This window comes from Corynebacterium parakroppenstedtii, assembly GCF_019754935.1.
Classification (GTDB): domain Bacteria; phylum Actinomycetota; class Actinomycetes; order Mycobacteriales; family Mycobacteriaceae; genus Corynebacterium; species Corynebacterium parakroppenstedtii.
This window is the reverse complement of sequence record NZ_JAGSOA010000001.1, coordinates 1,189,793-1,207,078: the sequence shown is the minus strand read 5'-3', so window position 1 is coordinate 1,207,078 and position 17,286 is coordinate 1,189,793. Positions and strand designations below refer to the sequence as shown.

General features: G+C 58.5%; 12 protein-coding genes. 9 read left to right on the top strand and 3 right to left on the bottom strand.

All coding sequences use genetic code 11. The features are described from left to right. Positions 1-181 precede the first annotated feature (181 nt). Positions 182-1,678, bottom strand: coding sequence for an acetate metabolism transcriptional regulator RamB (gene ramB, locus KCQ76_RS05105; RefSeq protein WP_046203240.1), 1,497 nt, complete (start codon positions 1,676-1,678; stop codon positions 182-184). A 74-nt stretch (positions 1,679-1,752) separates the two neighbouring features. Next, the gene (gene aceA, locus KCQ76_RS05100; protein ID WP_046203239.1) at positions 1,753-3,048 is read right to left on the bottom strand and encodes an isocitrate lyase; all 1,296 of its coding nucleotides are present in this window, start codon (positions 3,046-3,048) and stop codon (positions 1,753-1,755) included. A gap of 481 nt (positions 3,049-3,529) precedes the next feature. Here aceA and KCQ76_RS05095 point away from each other — a divergent pair, with 481 nt between their 5' ends. The 9 genes from KCQ76_RS05095 to KCQ76_RS05055 all read left to right on the top strand — a co-directional run bounded on the left by KCQ76_RS05095 (position 3,530) and on the right by KCQ76_RS05055 (position 16,039). Beyond that, positions 3,530-5,755 carry a malate synthase G gene (locus KCQ76_RS05095; RefSeq protein WP_221914807.1) on the top strand — a complete coding sequence of 742 codons (2,226 nt, stop codon included), beginning with the start codon at positions 3,530-3,532 and terminating at the stop codon, positions 5,753-5,755. Positions 5,756-5,904: 149 nt separating this feature from the next. Further along, a complete protein-coding gene (locus KCQ76_RS05090; protein ID WP_046203238.1) occupies positions 5,905-6,681 on the top strand; it encodes an HAD family hydrolase in 777 nt (258 codons plus the stop codon). Positions 6,682-6,794: 113 nt separating this feature from the next. Next, positions 6,795-9,371: a glycoside hydrolase family 65 protein gene (locus KCQ76_RS05085; protein ID WP_046203237.1), complete on the top strand. Its 2,577-nt coding sequence runs from the start codon at positions 6,795-6,797 to the stop codon at positions 9,369-9,371. Positions 9,372-9,694: 323 nt separating this feature from the next. Further along, complete coding sequence (locus KCQ76_RS05080; protein ID WP_046203236.1) at positions 9,695-10,456, top strand: succinate dehydrogenase cytochrome b subunit; 762 nt, start codon at positions 9,695-9,697, stop codon at positions 10,454-10,456. 16 nt (positions 10,457-10,472) lie between these two features. After that, on the top strand, positions 10,473-12,512 hold the full coding sequence (locus KCQ76_RS05075; RefSeq protein ID WP_046203235.1) for a fumarate reductase/succinate dehydrogenase flavoprotein subunit: 2,040 nt from the start codon (positions 10,473-10,475) through the stop codon (positions 12,510-12,512). Further along, complete coding sequence (locus KCQ76_RS05070; protein WP_046205073.1) at positions 12,512-13,261, top strand: succinate dehydrogenase/fumarate reductase iron-sulfur subunit; 750 nt, start codon at positions 12,512-12,514, stop codon at positions 13,259-13,261. The genes KCQ76_RS05075 and KCQ76_RS05070 overlap by 1 nt, the downstream gene beginning before the upstream one ends. A 166-nt stretch (positions 13,262-13,427) precedes the next feature. Further along, on the top strand, positions 13,428-13,751 hold the full coding sequence (locus KCQ76_RS05065; RefSeq protein WP_046203233.1) for a hypothetical protein: 324 nt from the start codon (positions 13,428-13,430) through the stop codon (positions 13,749-13,751). A 299-nt stretch (positions 13,752-14,050) separates the two neighbouring features. After that, on the top strand, positions 14,051-15,673 hold the full coding sequence (locus KCQ76_RS05060; RefSeq protein ID WP_241864696.1) for a DUF445 domain-containing protein: 1,623 nt from the start codon (positions 14,051-14,053) through the stop codon (positions 15,671-15,673). Between the two features lie 78 nt (positions 15,674-15,751). Next, positions 15,752-16,039, top strand: coding sequence for a DUF2516 family protein (locus tag KCQ76_RS05055; protein ID WP_046203310.1), 288 nt, complete (start codon positions 15,752-15,754; stop codon positions 16,037-16,039). Here KCQ76_RS05055 and KCQ76_RS05050 read toward each other — a convergent pair. After that, on the bottom strand, positions 16,033-16,935 hold the full coding sequence (locus KCQ76_RS05050; RefSeq protein WP_146003241.1) for an LmeA family phospholipid-binding protein: 903 nt from the start codon (positions 16,933-16,935) through the stop codon (positions 16,033-16,035). The genes KCQ76_RS05055 and KCQ76_RS05050 overlap by 7 nt on opposite strands. Between the last annotated feature and the right edge of the window lie 351 nt (positions 16,936-17,286).

Sequence of the window (17,286 nt, the reverse complement as noted above, 5' to 3'; positions counted from 1 at the left end):
CTGTCTATTTATAACCGACGCACATATTACGTGGTGACGTCCCTGGTTCCAACCTGCGACTGTGGGCAACTATTCCTGACGTGACATATCACTCATCGGCGTGACCACCGTCGCCTGGCCGACACCCCGCGCTCAGCCGACACTCGTCGCCACGCCATGAGTGTGAGTTCGCTCGTACGAGCTAATACGGGTTGACCGACGAACTATGCGTATTAATTCGTATGTCATGGAGGATCGAGGGAAATGCCCGTTGGGGACACTCAGTACGGCTGCAGACACGGCACCCAGGCCCGATCGGAGTTGCGGCCGCCAAGTCCGAGAGATCTAAGCCTTCGGCATACACCGTGCGTTCCGCATGACGCGCCTCGCACCCCAGGCCGATGGCGAACACTTTTCCCGGCTGGCCGAACCGTCGTCGATAGTGTTTCACCGTCCGCGCTACCCACATGTACGTACGCCCATCCGGCATCTGCGCTAGCTGGCGCATCACTTTCCCTGGGTAGGAGAACGTTTCGTACACGTTCCACAACGGGCAAGTGCCACCGGAATGTGTGAAATGAAAGCCCGTCGCCGATTGCCGCTTGGACACATTCCCAGCGCGGTCCACGCGAACAAAGGTCCACGGTATTCCCCGCAGCTTCGGGCGTTGCAGGGTAGATAAGCGGTGGCAAATCGTCTCGTACCCCATGCCGTAGGCCGTCGACAGGTACTCGATGTCGTAGCCGGCGCGCTCTGCCTGAGCATGGAAATTGGTGTACGGCAACACCAGCGCTGCTGCGTAGTACGTCGCCGCGCCCCGCACCGCGAGTTGCCGGGATTCGTCGGATGTAAACCGCGGGTCCTCGTCGACAAGAGAATGGAGCTGATCGCCGACCTCCAAATAGGCAAGCTCCGTAGCCATCCGGAAAGCCTTCTGTCCAGACGTGAGGTGGGCATCGATGGTGAGCACGCCGGTGTCGGGGGAAAACCGGTGCTGCACCATGTCCTCGGCGGTATCCGTGTGCCCATGCCCCGCGCTATCCAGGTGCGAAATGTAGCGAACCTCGACCCCATATTTCGAGTTCAGCCGCGTTGCGACGCAATCTTCGACGTGGTTGATATTGGGAACGCCCAGGCCCAGCGTTCCGGCAAGCTCCTCGGCCGCCCCATCAAGCGAATCAATATAGTTCTGGCGGGCATAAAAGAAATCACGAACCTCTTCGTGAGGCATAGTGAGCGCGTCGGATCCCGTCGACGAATCCTCCACATCCGACCGGTTTCGCTCCTCCGTGACCAGCGACAACTTGTCCGAGACATTGCGATAGCGACGGTGAATATCCACCAATGCGCGGGCAAGCTCCGGGTGAGAGCGGACAAGATCCGCCACCTCGTGCACATCGATGCTGGTGGGGCATACCTCGCGGTCCAGGGTGACGTCGTGAACCTCGGCGACGAGACGGGAATCGTCTTCGCGCGAAAAGAAAGCCTCGTCGATTCCGAAAACATGGGTGATCTTCCGAAGAACCGACGAGGTTAGTGGGCGACTGTCATTTTCAATTTGGTTAACGTAACTGGCAGAGAGCCCGAGAGAATGCGCAAGGGTTGCTTGGCTTAACTCTCGTTCTTTTCGGAGCTGCTTGAGCCGCGCCCCCACGAAAACCCGCGAGGACGAACCCTCCTTGTCAGCTCCAGTGCTCATGCGACAACAATAGAGCGTCGTCAAGGGCAATTGAGGGGTTTTGCGTAGATTCCTCGACGCGACCTAGTGGAGGCCTAGTGGAACTGGCCTTCCTCGGTGGAGCCCTTCAATGCAACCGTGGAGGAGTTGGGGTCCACGGTGGTGGCAACGCGGTCGAAGTAGCCGGCACCGACTTCGCGCTGGTGCTTGACGGCGGTGAATCCGCGCTCCTTGGCAGCCTGGAACTCGCGGTTCTGCAGGTCCACGAAGGCCGTCATCTGCTCGCGGGCGTAGCCGTAAGCCAGGTCGAACATGGAGTAGTTCAGTGAGTGGAAACCAGCCAAGGTGATGAACTGGAACTTGAAGCCCATCTTGCCCAACTCGTTCTGGAACTTCGCGATCTCGTCCTTCTCCAGGTGCGAGGACCAGTTGAACGACGGCGAGCAGTTGTAGGCCAGCAGCTGGTCGGGGAACTCCTCGTGGACACCGTCGGCGAACTTCTTGGCCAGCTCCAGGTCCGGTGTGCCGGTCTCCATCCAGATGAGGTCCGCGTAGGGGGCATAGGACTTTGCACGAGCAATACAGGGCTCGATCCCGTTCTGAACGTGGTAGTAGCCCTCCGCGGTGCGGTCGCCCGTAATGAACTTCTGGTCGCGCTCGTCCACGTCCGAGGTGATGAGTGTGGCGGCCTCGGCGTCGGTGCGGGCAACGATCACGGTCGGCGTGTTCAAAACGTCCGCCGCCAACCGTGCCGACGACAGCGTACGAATGTGCTGCTGCGTGGGGATCAGCACCTTGCCGCCCAGGTGACCACACTTCTTCTCTGAGGCCAGCTGGTCCTCCCAGTGGGTACCAGCCGCACCGGCCTGAATCATGGCCTTCTGCAGCTCGAAGACGTTAAGAGCGCCACCGAAGCCGGCCTCGGCGTCGGCAACGATGGGGACCAGCCAGTTATCGACGCTGGTGTCGCCCTCGATACGCGCAACCTCGTCGGCACGAAGAAGTGCGTTGTTGATGCGGCGCACGATCTGTGGGACAGAGTTAGCGGGGTAGAGGGACTGGTCGGGGTAGGTTTGAGCAGCCAAGTTGGCGTCGCCCGCAACCTGCCAACCGGACAGGTACACGGCCTTGAGCCCCGCCCGAACCTGCTGGACAGCCTGGTTACCGGTGAGGGCGCCGAGGGCGTTGATGTAGCCGTCGCCGTCTTCGTGAATGGAGTCAAAAAGGATTTCTGCGCCGCGGCGGGCAAGGGTGTTTTCCTCAACGACGGTACCCTGGAGCGCCTCCACATCCTCCGCCGTGTAGTTGCGGGTGACGCCCTTCCACCGAGGGTTGGTCTCCCAATCCTTCTTGATTTCTTCAGCGGTACGGGCCTGTCCAACCGTAGACATTTCGTTCACTCCTATGAGGTCTAAGTTCTAGAGACATTGACACCCACATATCGGGCTAAATCCGTAGAAAAACGGAAAATACGACTTTGGTGAATGTCTGTGTAGCCGGTGGCCGTGGTGGCCTCGTTGGCGTGGTCTTAACCTTTACCGATGAGAAAACGCACGTCAATGACTTTTAAGATCGTATTCTTGTGCGGGGGTAGTGGGGGATTTTGCAAAGTTTGCAAACTTACGCCACCGTATGTTTTAGATCACAAAATCGACAACCGGCAATGAGCTGCATTAATACAAAATATGATCTAGATAACTGCGTGCTGTGTTTCGCGTCACTTTAAAGTGTTTTGTGCGTCACAGCGAAAAAGAGCGGGGGGAGCTGACAGGATATCTGGCACTGATTAGCTAAAAAGTGTTCCACCACACGCCGAACTCCCTTAGTGTTAGCCACACCACCGAGAACAGTTGTCGTTCCGAAGGAGAAACTATGACCGACACAACTAGTACATCGCAGACAACCGCCACGTCCGACACCACACCCCGCACCAAAGTCGCTGGCCTCCAGGTGGCCACCACTCTTTATGACTTCATTACCGGCTCGGTCCTTCCCCGCACCGGCCAGGACCCCGACGCCTTCTGGTCCGGCTTCGCGGACATCGTGAAAACCTATACGCCTCGCAATAAGGAACTCTTAGCCCGCCGCGAGGAACTGCAAACCAAGCTCAACGAGTGGTACACCCAGCACCCCGGCGAACAAAATATCGACGATTACGACGCCTTCCTCCACGAGATCGGCTACGTGGTGGACAATGACGATGACTTCCAGATCGACCCCGTCAATATCGATCCCGAAATCTCGGAAACCAGCGGCCCTCAGCTGGTCGTTCCCGTGCTCAACGCCCGCTTCGCGCTAAACGCTGCGAACGCGCGGTGGGGTTCGTTATACGACGCTCTCTATGGCACCGACGCCATCCCCGAAGATGGCGGGGCAGAAAAGGACAACGGCGGCTACAACAAACTCCGCGGCGATAAGGTCATCGCATGGTCGCGTGACTTCCTCGACAAGGCAGTTCCCCTGGTCGACGCATCCCACCACGATGTCACCCGATACGACATTTCCGACGGCTCCTTCGTCGGCTATGTCAACGACGAGAAGCACGAGCTGCGTGAACCGGAGGTCTACGCCGGCTACGCCGGTGACCAATCCAACCCGACGTCGGTTTTGCTGCGGCACAACGGCCTGTACATCGACATTTTGATCGATCCCGAATCCCCCATCGGATCCACGGACAAGGCCGGAGTCAAGGACATTATTCTCGACGCCGCCGTCAGCACGTTGATTGACTTTGAAGATTCCGTCGCGGCCGTCGACGCGACAGATAAAACCCTGGGATATAGCAACTGGTTCCAGCTAAACACCGGTGAGCTGGAAGAAGAAGTGACAAAGGGGGATAAGACGTTCACCCGTCGGCTAAACCCCGACCGTGAATACACCAGCCCGGACGGCGAATCCTTCACCGTGCATGGCCGAACACTGATGTTTACCCGCAATGTCGGCCACCTCATGACCAACCCGGCGATCTTGTTGGAGGACGGGTCTGAGGTATTCGAAGGCATCATGGACACCGTCATGACCGCGGTATGCGGGATCCCGGGGATTGACAAGAACAACCCCATGTACAACTCCAGCAACGGGTCGATCTACATCGTGAAACCCAAGCAGCACGGGCCGGAGGAAGTGGAATTCACCAATGACCTGCTGGGTGCCACCGAGAAGCTCCTGGGCCTCCCGGAGAACACCATCAAGGTGGGAGTGATGGATGAAGAGCGCCGGACCACGCTGAACCTTGACGCGTGTATTAAGGCTGTGTCCAAGCGACTCGCCTTCATTAACACGGGCTTCTTGGACCGCACCGGCGACGAAATCCACACCTCCATGGAGGCCGGCCCCATGATCCGCAAGGGTGAAATGAAATCCGCCCCGTGGATGCAGGGCTATGAGGACAACAATGTGGACGCTGGCATTGCCCACGGCCTGCCCGGAAAGGCTCAAATCGGTAAGGGCATGTGGGCGAAGACCGAGCTCATGGCCGACATGCTGGCTGAAAAGATCAGCCAGCCAGAACAAGGTGCCACCACCGCGTGGGTTCCTTCGCCGACCGCAGCGACGTTGCACGCCACGCACTACCACCAGGTAGACGTGTTCACCGTCGACGAGAAACTCCGCGCCGCGGGCCGTCGTGATAACTACCGCGACCGTTTGACCCTCCCCGTATCGCCCGACGGAAAATGGAGCGATGAGGACATTAAGGAAGAGGTAGACAACAACTGCCAGTCCATCCTGGGGTACGTCATCCGATGGGTGGAGCAGGGTGTGGGCTGCTCCAAGATCCCGGATATTCACGACATTGATCTCATGGAAGACCGCGCGACACTGCGTATTTCCTCCCAGTTGCTGGCCAATTGGCTGCGTCACGGCATCATCACCGAGGATTATGTGATCGAGGCGTTGAAGCGCATGGCGAAAGTCGTCGATAAGCAGAATGAAGGAGACCCGGCATACCGCCCCATGTCGGCCGATTATGACAAGTCAATCGGCTGGCAGGCGGCGAAGGACCTGATTTTGGATGGAACAACGTCGCCATCTGGCTACACCGAGCCGATCCTGCATCGCCGTCGCCGCGAATTCAAGGAACGCGAAGGGATTGCATAAGGTTCCGCGGGCGGGGTTGCGCGTCGGTTCCGCCCGCGGCTGAAGGTTCCGCGCCGATCCTGCCGCGTTGGTGCTATAACTGCTGCGTCTGTCACAAGTGATGGGTAACCTCATACGTAGACGGTGAAGGTCGAGCAGAAAGGTAACTTGTGGTGACGCAGTCAGCAGATACACCAACGCTTCAGGATCTTCTGAAATTTAAGGTCGTGCTCTTCGACCTTGATGGGGTTCTCACGCCCACGGCAACACTCCACCAGCAGGCGTGGGCGACGATGTTCCAGGCTTTCTTGGCAGAGCGTGGCGAGCGGGCTTACACGGACCAGGACTATTTCGATTACCTGGACGGGCGTCGTCGGGATGAGGCCATTCAAGCGCTCTTAGAATCACGCGGCATCTCCCTTCCCTATGATCGTGGTGACGCAGGTCATGAGGGAGACGACGAACCTACCGATAACACCATCACCGGGTTAGGACTGCGTAAAAACCGCGACTTCCTTGACCTCCTCACACGTGGAATGGACCCGTACCCTGGATCATTGCAGCTGCTCCACGCGATGAAGGACTACAACGAGGCCCACGCGTCGGATGCCATCCAGATGGGTGTGGTGTCGTCGTCAAAGAACACGCCGAGGGTCCTGGAATCAGCCGGGCTCACTGATTACTTCCCTCACGTCGTCGATGGGAAAATCGCTGAAGAGAAAAGGCTGAAAGGGAAACCTGCACCTGATACCTATGTGTACGGTGCCGAATTGTTCGGCTTCACCCCTGCCGACGCCGTCGTTGTTGAGGACGCCACTAGCGGTGTGGCCGCGGGGCGTGCTGGTGAATTTGGGTACGTCCTGGGTGTCAATCGTGGTGCAGGAAAAGATGCGCTGATCAAGGCCGGGGCCGATGCTGTCGTTGACGACCTCGGCGAGCTGGTGTAAAAAAGGCCCCCTGCCAGCCAACCCACAACCTACGGATCGGTAGCCTGATCGATAGGCTGTGTCTGCAGCAGCTCATGCCGTTAACGTCACCACAAGGACCCCTAGGAGAGTGAATGAGCCCGAAAGCATCGCAAGCGACGTCGGAAGCTTTTCTTGCTGCCCGTCGCCATGGACATAAGGACCAAAAGGGCTCGATCGATGACGGCCGCCAGGACGGATTACTGGCCCGCGCAGACGGCCACCACCACGGTGTTGACCCTGAGTCCACCATCGACCGTGAAAACAATCCCGTCGACCCGTGGCGGCTCATTGAGCGCGTCCCCAACCGCATGGACCTGGGGGTATCGGAATCCATCTTCGCCCTCTCCAACGGATACATGGGCATGCGCGCGAACCCCTCCGAAGGTCGGGACTCCGCCTACCATGGCACCTACATCAACGGCCTCCACGAAACATGGAACATCCGCCACGCGGAGGACGCCTACGGCCTAGCCCGCAAGGGGCAGACCTTGGTCTCGGCACCCGATGCCAAGCCGATGCGCCTATATATTGACGACGAACCCCTCCGCTTGGGCAGCGCCGACCTCGAAGATTATGAGCGCGTCCTGGACTTCCGCGAAGGCATCCTTCGTCGCAACCTCATTTGGCGCACTCCCTCGGGCAAACGCGTGCGGGTGACCTCCGAGAGGATGATCTCTTTCCAGGAGAAACACCTGGCCATCATGAGCTTGGAGGTAGAGCTTCTCGATTCTGACGCCGCCGTCGTTATTTCGTCGCAAATCCTCAACCGCCAGGACGGTGAGGATGAATACCACGGTGGCGGCAACGGGAATAGCGCCAACAGTGCCGCGGAAAAGGACCCCCGCCAGGGCGAGACCATTGAAGAACGTGTCCTGATCCCGACATTCCGGGCCCATCCGGCACCCGAGCGCGCCACTTTGGGATACCGGTGTGCCGAGTCCGGCATGACCGTGACTTGCAGCATGGACCACAAATTGACGGTGGACATGCCGGGTGCGGAATCGCTGAACACGCGTGAAGAGGCAGGCGTGGAAGTGGATGCACGCGTGCGGGACGATAACGCCCGCGTCGTCCACCACCTCAACGGCAAACAAGGAATGACGATACGGCTGGAAAAGTTCGTGTCCTACCACTCCTCCCGGCATGTGGCGGCTGAGGAGCTAGCCTTCCGCTGCGCGCGCACGATTAACCGCGCGGTACAGGTAGGGTTCCCGGCCTTGCAGCAGAACCAGCGGGAATGGCTCGATGCGTTCTGGCAACGATCCGACGTGGAAATTACCGGCCAGCCAGCAGTCCAACAGGCGGTCCGGTGGAACCTCTTCCAGCTTGTGCAGGCGTCGGCACGGGCCGATGGCCATGGGGTTCCTGCAAAAGGAATGACCGGATCTGGTTACGGCGGGCACTATTTCTGGGATACGGAAATTTATGTCATGCCATTCCTTAGCTACACCAATCCGTCATTTGCCAGGAATGCGATGCGGTTCCGTTTCTTGATGCTTCCCGCTGCCGAGGACCGTGCCCGGGAGCTCTCCCATGACGGTGCACTGTTCCCGTGGCGCACCATTAACGGCCTGGAATCAAGCGCGTATTACGCGGCGGGGACCGCTCAGTACCACATCGATGCGGATATCGCGTACGCCCTCATGAAGTACGTGTATGCGTCGGGCGATACAGATTTCTTGTTGCGCGAAGGGATCCACATTTTGGTGGGCACAGCGCGCTTCTGGATGTCCCTGGGCTTCTTTGACCGAGATGGCGAATTCAACATTCACTCCGTCACGGGGCCCGACGAATACACCACCGTGGTGAATAACAACCTCTACACCAATGTCATGGCGGAGTATAACTTGCGCGTGGCGGCCGATGTTGTTCGCCAGATGAAGGCTGACCGCCCAAACGACTACGCCGACCTAGCGAAACAGTATGGCCTGGATGAGGAAGAAATAGAGCTGTGGGATAAAGCAGCCGAGCACATGCACATCCTGCTGGACCCGAAGTTGGGGATTCACCCGCAGGATGACCAGTTCTTGGAGCGTGAGCGCTGGAACCTCGACGACCCGGCCGTGGGTCCGAAGCGTCCGCTCTTACTGCACTATCACCCGCTCACCATCTACCGCTACCAGATCATTAAGCAGGCCGACGTTGTGTTGGCATTGTTCCTGCGGGGTAACCGGTTCACGCGGGAAGAGAAGCTGGCCGACTACAACTACTACGACGAGTTAACCACGGGCGATTCGACCCTGTCTGCCGTTGTCCAGTCCATTGTTGCGGCGGAGCTGGACCTGAAAGACAAGGCGATGGATTTCTTCCTCCGTGGCCTGTTCGTGGACCTGGGTAACTTGCATGGGAACACGAAAGATGGTGTCCACATTGCGTCCACCGGTGGTGTGTGGTCCGCGCTCGTGTACGGCTTCGGCGGTTTCCGCGATTATGAGGGCCGCTACAGCATCAACCCGCGGCTGCCCGATGAGTGGGAAGAGCTCATTTACCGGATCACCCTTCACGGTTGCCGCATTCGAGTCGCTATCCGACGTCACTCCGTCGAACTCGTGGTGGAAGAGGGGCTTCACGACGTCGGCCCGATCGAGGTCGGTGGCCGCGAAGTTGTTGTGACTCACGAGCCGATGACCATCGCTTTGCCTGGTGAGCGCAACCTTGACGACGACTAACGTCGGGCTCATACCGGACTGACACCGCCAGCCCCCAACCGGGGGCAGCGAGTTGTCAGGAAATGTCCGTGTTTCTATCTAAACTGGCCTGTTGAGGCTACGCTAACGGGCTGCTTCGCGTGAAGAAAACAGCATTAACATTGCAGGTCATGGACGAAAAATTCCACCTATTTATCTGAATGGTCAGTGGGGGTAAAGAATTACGCAAAGACGTAGTTGCGAAAAACCCATCTTGACCACTAGTGATGTGTATCATGCGGTAGCAGTGTAAGTGGAGTGCACCTCCCTCGTCGTCGTACAGTAAGGCTGACACTGGAGGTGCCATGACTGTAAAAAACGCGAACCGTGACGCCATTGTTCACGGTAAAATAACGACGGATCCGCTCCGCGACAAGCCGGCGTTCCCGTCGTGGGCTATGAAAATGACGATGGCGATCACGGGCCTTATCTTCGGGCTGTTCGTGCTCGTCCATATGATCGGTAACTTAAAGATCTACATGGGGGAAGAGCACCTCAACGACTACGCGGAATTCCTGCGTACGGCGCTCGAACCCTTGTTCCCGCGTGAGGGTGTTCTGTGGATCGCACGTATTGTTCTTCTCGTCTGCTTAGTTCTGCACGTGTACTGCGGCTTAGCGCTGCACGGGCGCGCACGGCGGTCACGGGGTAAGTTCCGCCGGACCGGGCTTGTGTCGGGAATGAACACCTTTGCAGCACGGTCCATGGTTGTGACGGGCCTGGTCCTGCTGCTGTTCATCATCTTCCACATTTTGGATTTGACGTTGGGTGTGCGGCCGATCGGATCGAGTGAGTTTGAGGAGAACACCGCCGGTCATGCACATGCTTATGCCAACCTCATTCACAGCTTTGATCGTCCCGGCGTTGCCATCTTCTACATCCTCGCCATGGTGATTCTGTTCGTCCACCTGTCACACGGCATTTGGACGGCCATTTCCGATCTCGGAATTACCGGACACCGGTGGCGTCAGGTGATGCTGCTGGTCGCCTACATAGTTCCGGCCATCATCATGATCGGCAACATTTCGATTCCCCTCGCTGTTCTGACCGGCGCGATATCACTGTAGGCGGAGGTTACAAAACATGAGTGCAGTTATTCAGAACCCCCACAATCAGGGGCCGGACTTCGACTACGACACCGCTGTTGAGAATTTCACCGCGCCTGATTCCTGCGTCCCTGGAGTGACCCTGGGCTCCAAGTTAAAGGACAACGCTCCTCACATGAAGGGGCTCTCGCAGGCCGATGAGTGGGATTACGCTAAGCAACACTTCAAGCTGGTCTCGCCTCTGAACCGGAAGAAGTTTACGGTCCTCGTCGTTGGCACTGGTTTGGCCGGCGGTGCCGCCGCAGCAGCGTTGGGTGAGCTGGGCTATGACGTCAAGGTGTTCACGTACCATGACGCTCCCCGCCGTGCTCACTCGATTGCCGCGCAGGGTGGTGTGAACTCCTCTCGCTCCAAGAAGCTGGACAATGACTCCACCTACAACCACACCAAAGACACGGTGAAGGGTGGCGACTACCGCTGCCGCGAGAACGACTGTTGGCGTCTAGCAGAAGAGTCCCCCCGCGTCATTGACCACATGAATGCCGTGGGCGCACCGTTCTCCCGCGAATATGGTGGAACGCTGGCCACCCGTTCATTCGGTGGTGTCCAGGTGTCCCGTACCTATTACACCCGTGGTCAGACAGGTCAGCAGCTCCAGCTGGCGACGACCTCCGCGCTGCAGCGCCAGATTGGTGCCGGCTCGGTTGAGATCTTCACCCACAACGAGATGATGGATCTCATTATCGACGACGGCCGCTGCCAGGGCATCGTCACCCGTAACCTCATTACGGGCGAGCTGACCGCCCACACCGGCCACGCCGTGATCCTCGGAACCGGCGGCTACGGCAACGTCTACTACATGTCCACGTTGGCGAAGAACTCCAACGCGTCGGCCATCATGCGTGCCTACGACCAAGGCGCCTACATGGCATCGCCGTCGTTCGTGCAGTTCCACCCGACGGGTATCCCGGTGAACTCGGACTGGCAGTCCAAGACGATTCTGATGTCGGAATCGCTGCGTAACGACGCCCGCGTCTGGACGCCGAAGAAGAAGGCCGACGACCGCGACCCCAACGACATTCCCGAAGACGAGCGCGACTACTTCCTGGAACGTCGCTACCCGGCATTCGGTAACCTCGTCCCCCGCGATATCGCCTCCCGTGCGAACTCGCAGCAGATCAACGGTGGATACGGCGTCGGGCCATTGCACAACTCCGTGTACCTGGATCTGCGCGACGCTATCCAGCGTCTGGGCAAGGACGTGATCAAGGAACGTTACGGCAACTTGATCCAGATGTATGAAGAAACCATTGGTGAATCCGCCTACGAGACACCAATGCGTATCGCTCCGACCTGCCACTACGTGATGGGTGGCCTGTGGACCGACTTCAACGATATGACGAACATCCCCGGCCTCTTCGCCGCCGGCGAGGCATCCTGGATGTACCACGGTGCGAACCGCTTGGGTGCTAACTCGCTGCTGTCGGCGTCGATTGACGGTTGGTTTACCTTGCCGTTCACGATTCCGAACTACCTGGCGCCACTGCTGGGCACGAAGGTGCTCCCGGCCGATTCTCCGGCCGCCCAGGAAGCCCTGGAACGCTCCAAGAAGCGCATCGAGAAGTTGATGAACATCCAGGCGAAGGACCCGCACGGGCCGGAATACTTCCACCGCAAGCTGGGAGACATCCTGTACTTCTCTTGCGGCGTGTCCCGTAACGTCGAAAATCTGGAAAAGGGTATCAAGGACATCCGCGAACTGCGCGATGATTTCTGGCAGAACCTGCACATCCCGGGTGACGTCGATAACCTCAACCAGGTTTTGGAATACGCGAACCGTGTTGCTGACTACATGGACCTCGCCGAGCTCATGTGCGTTGACGCAATGGACCGCGACGAATCCTGTGGTGCCCACTATCGCGACGACCACCTCTCTGAAGACGGTGAGGCAGAGCGCGATGACTCCAAGTGGTGCTTCGTCTCTGCGTGGGAACACAACGGCGATGGCAAGTTCATCCGCCACGCCGAGCCCCTGTACTTCGACCGCATCCCTCTGATGACAAGGAACTACAAGTAATGAAACTGCATCTAGAGATCTGGCGTCAGGCGGGCCCGGAATCCGAAGGACACTTCGAGTCTGTCGATGTCGATGACGCCGTCGAGCAAATGTCCATCCTCGAGCTGCTGGACCACGTCAACGAAGGCTACATCGAGCAAGGCAAAGAGCCTTTCGCTTTCGCCTCTGACTGCCGTGAAGGTATTTGCGGCACCTGCGGCTTGACCATCAACGGCCGCCCGCACGGCCCGGACAAGAACAAGCCGGCCTGCCAGCAGCGTCTGTTCAACTTCAAAGATGGGGACAGCATCAAGATCGAGCCTTTGCGCTCTGCGGCATACCCCGTGATCAAAGACATGATCGTGGACCGCTCCGCACTGGATCGCGTCCTGGAACAAGGCGGATTTATCTCCGTCATGGCTGGTACCGCCCCCGATGCGGACTTCCTGCCCATGAACCACGCGGACGCCGAGAAAGCCCTTGACTTCGCGGCATGTATCGGTTGCGGCGCTTGCGTTGCGGCATGCCCGAACGGTGCAGCGCACCTGTTCACCGGCGCGAAGTTGGAGCACTTGAAGCTCATGCCGCTGGGTAAGCAAGAGCGCGGTAAGCGTGCCCGCAAGATGGTGGACAACCTGGAAACCACCTTCGGCCCATGCTCGTTGTTCGGTGAATGTGCCGACGTCTGCCCGGCCGGCATTCCGTTGACCGCTGTGGCAGCCGTGACGAAGGAGCGTACTCGCTCCGCACTGCGGAACAAGGACAAATAGGTCATACCTGTCACTCCTACGTTCTGTTGGCCTGCGAAGACACTGCAGGGTGGCAGTTCAGGGGTGACCCCCACGTTGGCTTATGGGTAGTCTTTTCCTCATAAGCCACTACACTAAGGGTCACACTCTATGACCCACCCTGATTCAGGTCGTGAAAGGTAAAGTTATGTCTTCGTCTGAGGTTCGATTTGAAGGCGAACCGCACTACATCGAGGGCTATGTCCCCGTATCCCTCGCGTCACCGCATTCATCGCTGCACAGTAGCAAGACATGGTCGGGGATGGGATTTGTCCTCTCCTCACTCGCCTTCTTCGGCATTTTCATCTTCGGTCTTGCCACCGAAATTTATGGCGGGCAAGGCTGGTCTACCTACTTGCTAATCGGCGGACTCATTAGCGGGTTCGTGTGCCTCATTGTCGGCTTCGGCCTCATCCACGCTGGCCGTGCCCCCTACCGTGAGTACAAGAAGCGCACCGGACGCCTCCACTAAAAGACACTACGTTGCGCATGGCTGTGCTGTTTTGAGCGATATAGCGCTGTTCAGCACGGTCCCGCATGATTTGTGCATGCGTGAATGTATCAATAACGCGCTTAGGTGAAACCAGATCCTGAGCACCTCCAGCAACGCCACCCCTGTGAACATGGGGTGGCGTTGTTTTATGGGTGTACGACGAAAAATGTGTCCGCAGTTTTCGGCTCTAGGATTCTGTCCGCACCGCCTTGTGTCGTATAACCCTTGTTTTATGTTTGCAGGGTCGGGGGATCCAGTAAAACTTTGGCTCGAACGCAATGCTTGTGCAGCACGTGTTAGCGCATGCGTGTCATGTCCTACCGCCCTGGCACAATAGAACCGTGACTGATTCTGGACCCCGTCATGCCCTTCCTGCGGATAATTCCCCTGATAACGATTCACCCACTCGTGCCTCCTCTGGAGATAACCTGGCACACCCCACACCTTCCGGCACGCCTGTAGTCAGGCACGACACATCCCGCCGCGGAGAACACGCAGCCACGGTAGCTCCCGTAGCCGTTAACCACCGTGGACAGGTCGCCACTCAGGCGTCCACACCACGGGGAACTGTGTCCTCGGCCTCGTCGTCCTCCGCCTCGTCGTCGGCTCCCTCGCCATCCTCGCCGTCGTCGGAAACCCTTCCGCCGGTCAGCGATGAGGCAGGCCGCCGTCGAGAATTGAAGAAATATAAGGCCATCGCGACAGAGCTCTTAGTTTTCGCGACGGTGATCTACCTCGTGTGCCGGTGGTTGGAGCAGGACTCCGACGCAGCATGGATCGGTTATGTGCGCGCCGCCTCCGAAGCGGGCATGGTCGGTGCGCTCGCGGACTGGTTCGCCGTGACGGCACTATTCCGGCGGCCCATGCACTTGCCCATTCCTCACACGGCGATCATCCGGCGCAAAAAAGACCAGGTCGGCGAGGCATTATCGGGGTTCGTGGGGGACAACTTCCTCAATGCTGAGCTCATTACGGACAAGGTTCAGAAGGCCGACATTCCCGCCAGAGTGGGGCAATGGGCGTCGGAACCGGCCAATGCGGCGCGCGTGTCCGAAGAGGTCGGCAACGCGACGATCGCCATTGTTGAGGGCATCGACGATGACGAAGCCGCCGAGATGATCCGCACGATGGTGATCGACCGCATCGCGGAACCAGACTGGGGGCCGCCCGCAGGCGCGCTCATGGAGCAATTCATTGCGGAGGGAAAAGCCGAGCCGGTCGTCGACACGATTATTTCCTGGGCGTATGACCGCGCGCGCACTTCCGAGGAGCTCATTACGCGGTTGCTCAACCAGCGGGCACCGTCGTGGGCACCAGGGTTCATCAACGATCTGGTTGGCGAACGCGTGTACCGGGAAGTCGTCGATTTTGCGTACAAGGTGAAGACGGAGCCGGACCACGAGGCCCGCCAGGCGTTGCGTCGGGTGGTCAATCAATGGGCGTCGGACCTGCAGCATGATCCGAAGATGATCAGTAGGGTCGAGGAATTTAAACACGACGTGCTGTCCTCCGCACCCGTGCAAGCTGCACCCGGGACCGTATGGCGCAATATGAAAGAACAAATCGTTCGCATGGCGTCGGATCCGCAATCACATGTGCGACGCAGAATTGCCGAGGAAGTCTCTCTGTATGCCAACCGGCTCTTGACGGATCCGGAACTCCGCGCGCGATGGGGAGAGCGCGTCACGGGAACCGCGCGGTATATCGCGCAGAACTTCTCGGGCGAGGTGACCAGCATTATTTCCGAAACCGTGGAGCGCTGGGATGCCGACGAAGCCAGCGACAAGATCGAACTCATGGTGGGGAAGGACCTGCAATACATTCGCTTTAATGGCACCATTGTGGGATCCTTGGCCGGGCTACTGATTTACACGCTCTCGCAGCTGGTGCTGAGTCTGTAGCCTGGTGGGTGCCTGTAGTCTGGCAGCGAATCCGCCACCCTTGAAAACTACGTAGTGGGAGAGTCCGCGATGCATGTCATGATGACAATTTTCATGGTCCTCGGCTGGGTCATGGTGGCCATGAAATTAGCCATCACGGTCGTGGGGGTTGTGGGTGCCGTCGTTGTGGCATCCACCCGCTCCGACGCGTTCGAGGCCGGGGACCGCCGCCCCAAGTGGCAGTGGTTCGGAATCCTAGTGGTATCGACGCTCCTCGTGCTGTTCACTAGGAGCTTCATCTGGCTCTTCGGCATCGTGGCCATCGGCGTGTACTGGTTTGACGTACACCCGCAGCTCAAGAGCATCCAAAACGGCGAATACTACTGACGGCCATTAACGCGACCAGCGGCTGAATCACTGGTCGAGCCATCGTTCCGCGTCCCCAGGATCTGATTGGCATTATCCGACAGCGCTTTCAGATCGACGTCGTGACCTTCCTCCGTCACGCGCATACCCCGGCTGGTGACCTCCACGTGGGTCGCCTTCAGCTCCTTATTGCTGACATTGGCGGCATCTTCAATTTGCGACGTCAGAACGTCGGCCACAGACTGCGGAAGCGACATACCGAGCAACTTCGCGTTGGTCACCTTCATGGTGAGGTCGCCGTCGTCGATAGTGGGCTTGATCTCTAGATCGGCCAGGCCACCGGATAGCTCGAGGCTGAAGGTGCCCTTCGATGGGTTGGGGTTGACGGCCGTGACTTTGATGGCGCGATCGGCAATAGATTGCGCCGCGGGGGAGTAGGCAGCTTGGCGGTAGGCCTGACTACTGGCGTTTTGCGAATTGGTGCCTGAACTGCTCTTTCGCGTCACCCCACCCTGTGCCGCGGCTTCGATGTAATCGGTGGACAGCGTGGTATCCAGCGTGAGCGTGCCCGCCTTGTGAGAGTTCATGTTGAGGTTATCAATCGTGATTGTCGACGGCGGGTACCCGCTGACGTCGGGGGCCGATGTGGTGCCGTCGGGGTAGGTCACGTCGAGTGAATTAGGAATATCCACCTTCACATGGCTGAGCTTGCGCGTGATTACCGCAGGTAGAACCGGGTGCGTGCCGAACGAGACCTGTGCGGAGGACGACGAACCATCCGCGTGCTCTGAGAGCTCCTTTTTAATGTGAGAGGACACGTAGGCCCGCGCGGCAAATTCGGCGACCACGAGTACCACGATGGCCAGCACGATGACGACCACCATGATTTTTCCCAAAGAAGACTTAGAGCGATTCACGCGGACAAGTAAACCGGAGATCGTGGGGGCTCGGCAAGGGAAAATGCCGTATTTAGGAATGTTGTAGAAAACTATTCAGCAAATTCACAGAGTAGGGGCGTTTACGGGGCTTCTGGGGGCTCGCGGACTAGGTTTTTAGGTAATGAAGGTTATCGATTATGTCCGGTGGATGGGAATTGCTGCCTGAACCGGTGGGCTGGCCATTCCCCGACACTCGCGCGGGCTGGCAATCAAGCCGGGGAGTTCCGCACGGCATATTTCGATCGAGAGTGCGGGAGGTTGTGCCCGGACATTAGAGACCATCGAACGGGAATACACGCATATTCAGTGGCTTCTCGGTGGTTCACCTCT

Excerpts from the sequence above, each read along its gene's own strand:
- KCQ76_RS05080 (WP_046203236.1), top strand. The coding sequence starts at position 9,695 with ATGACTGTAAAAAACGCGAACCGTGACGCCATTGTTCACGGTAAAATA.
- KCQ76_RS05095 (WP_221914807.1), top strand. The coding sequence starts at position 3,530 with ATGACCGACACAACTAGTACATCGCAGACAACCGCCACGTCCGACACC.
- KCQ76_RS05060 (WP_241864696.1), top strand. The coding sequence starts at position 14,051 with ATGCTTGTGCAGCACGTGTTAGCGCATGCGTGTCATGTCCTACCGCCC.
- ramB (WP_046203240.1), bottom strand. The coding sequence starts at position 1,678 with ATGAGCACTGGAGCTGACAAGGAGGGTTCGTCCTCGCGGGTTTTCGTG.
- aceA (WP_046203239.1), bottom strand. The coding sequence starts at position 3,048 with ATGTCTACGGTTGGACAGGCCCGTACCGCTGAAGAAATCAAGAAGGAT.
- KCQ76_RS05085 (WP_046203237.1), top strand. The coding sequence starts at position 6,795 with ATGAGCCCGAAAGCATCGCAAGCGACGTCGGAAGCTTTTCTTGCTGCC.
- KCQ76_RS05065 (WP_046203233.1), top strand. The coding sequence starts at position 13,428 with ATGTCTTCGTCTGAGGTTCGATTTGAAGGCGAACCGCACTACATCGAG.
- KCQ76_RS05075 (WP_046203235.1), top strand. The coding sequence starts at position 10,473 with ATGAGTGCAGTTATTCAGAACCCCCACAATCAGGGGCCGGACTTCGAC.
- KCQ76_RS05070 (WP_046205073.1), top strand. The coding sequence starts at position 12,512 with ATGAAACTGCATCTAGAGATCTGGCGTCAGGCGGGCCCGGAATCCGAA.
- KCQ76_RS05055 (WP_046203310.1), top strand. The coding sequence starts at position 15,752 with ATGATGACAATTTTCATGGTCCTCGGCTGGGTCATGGTGGCCATGAAA.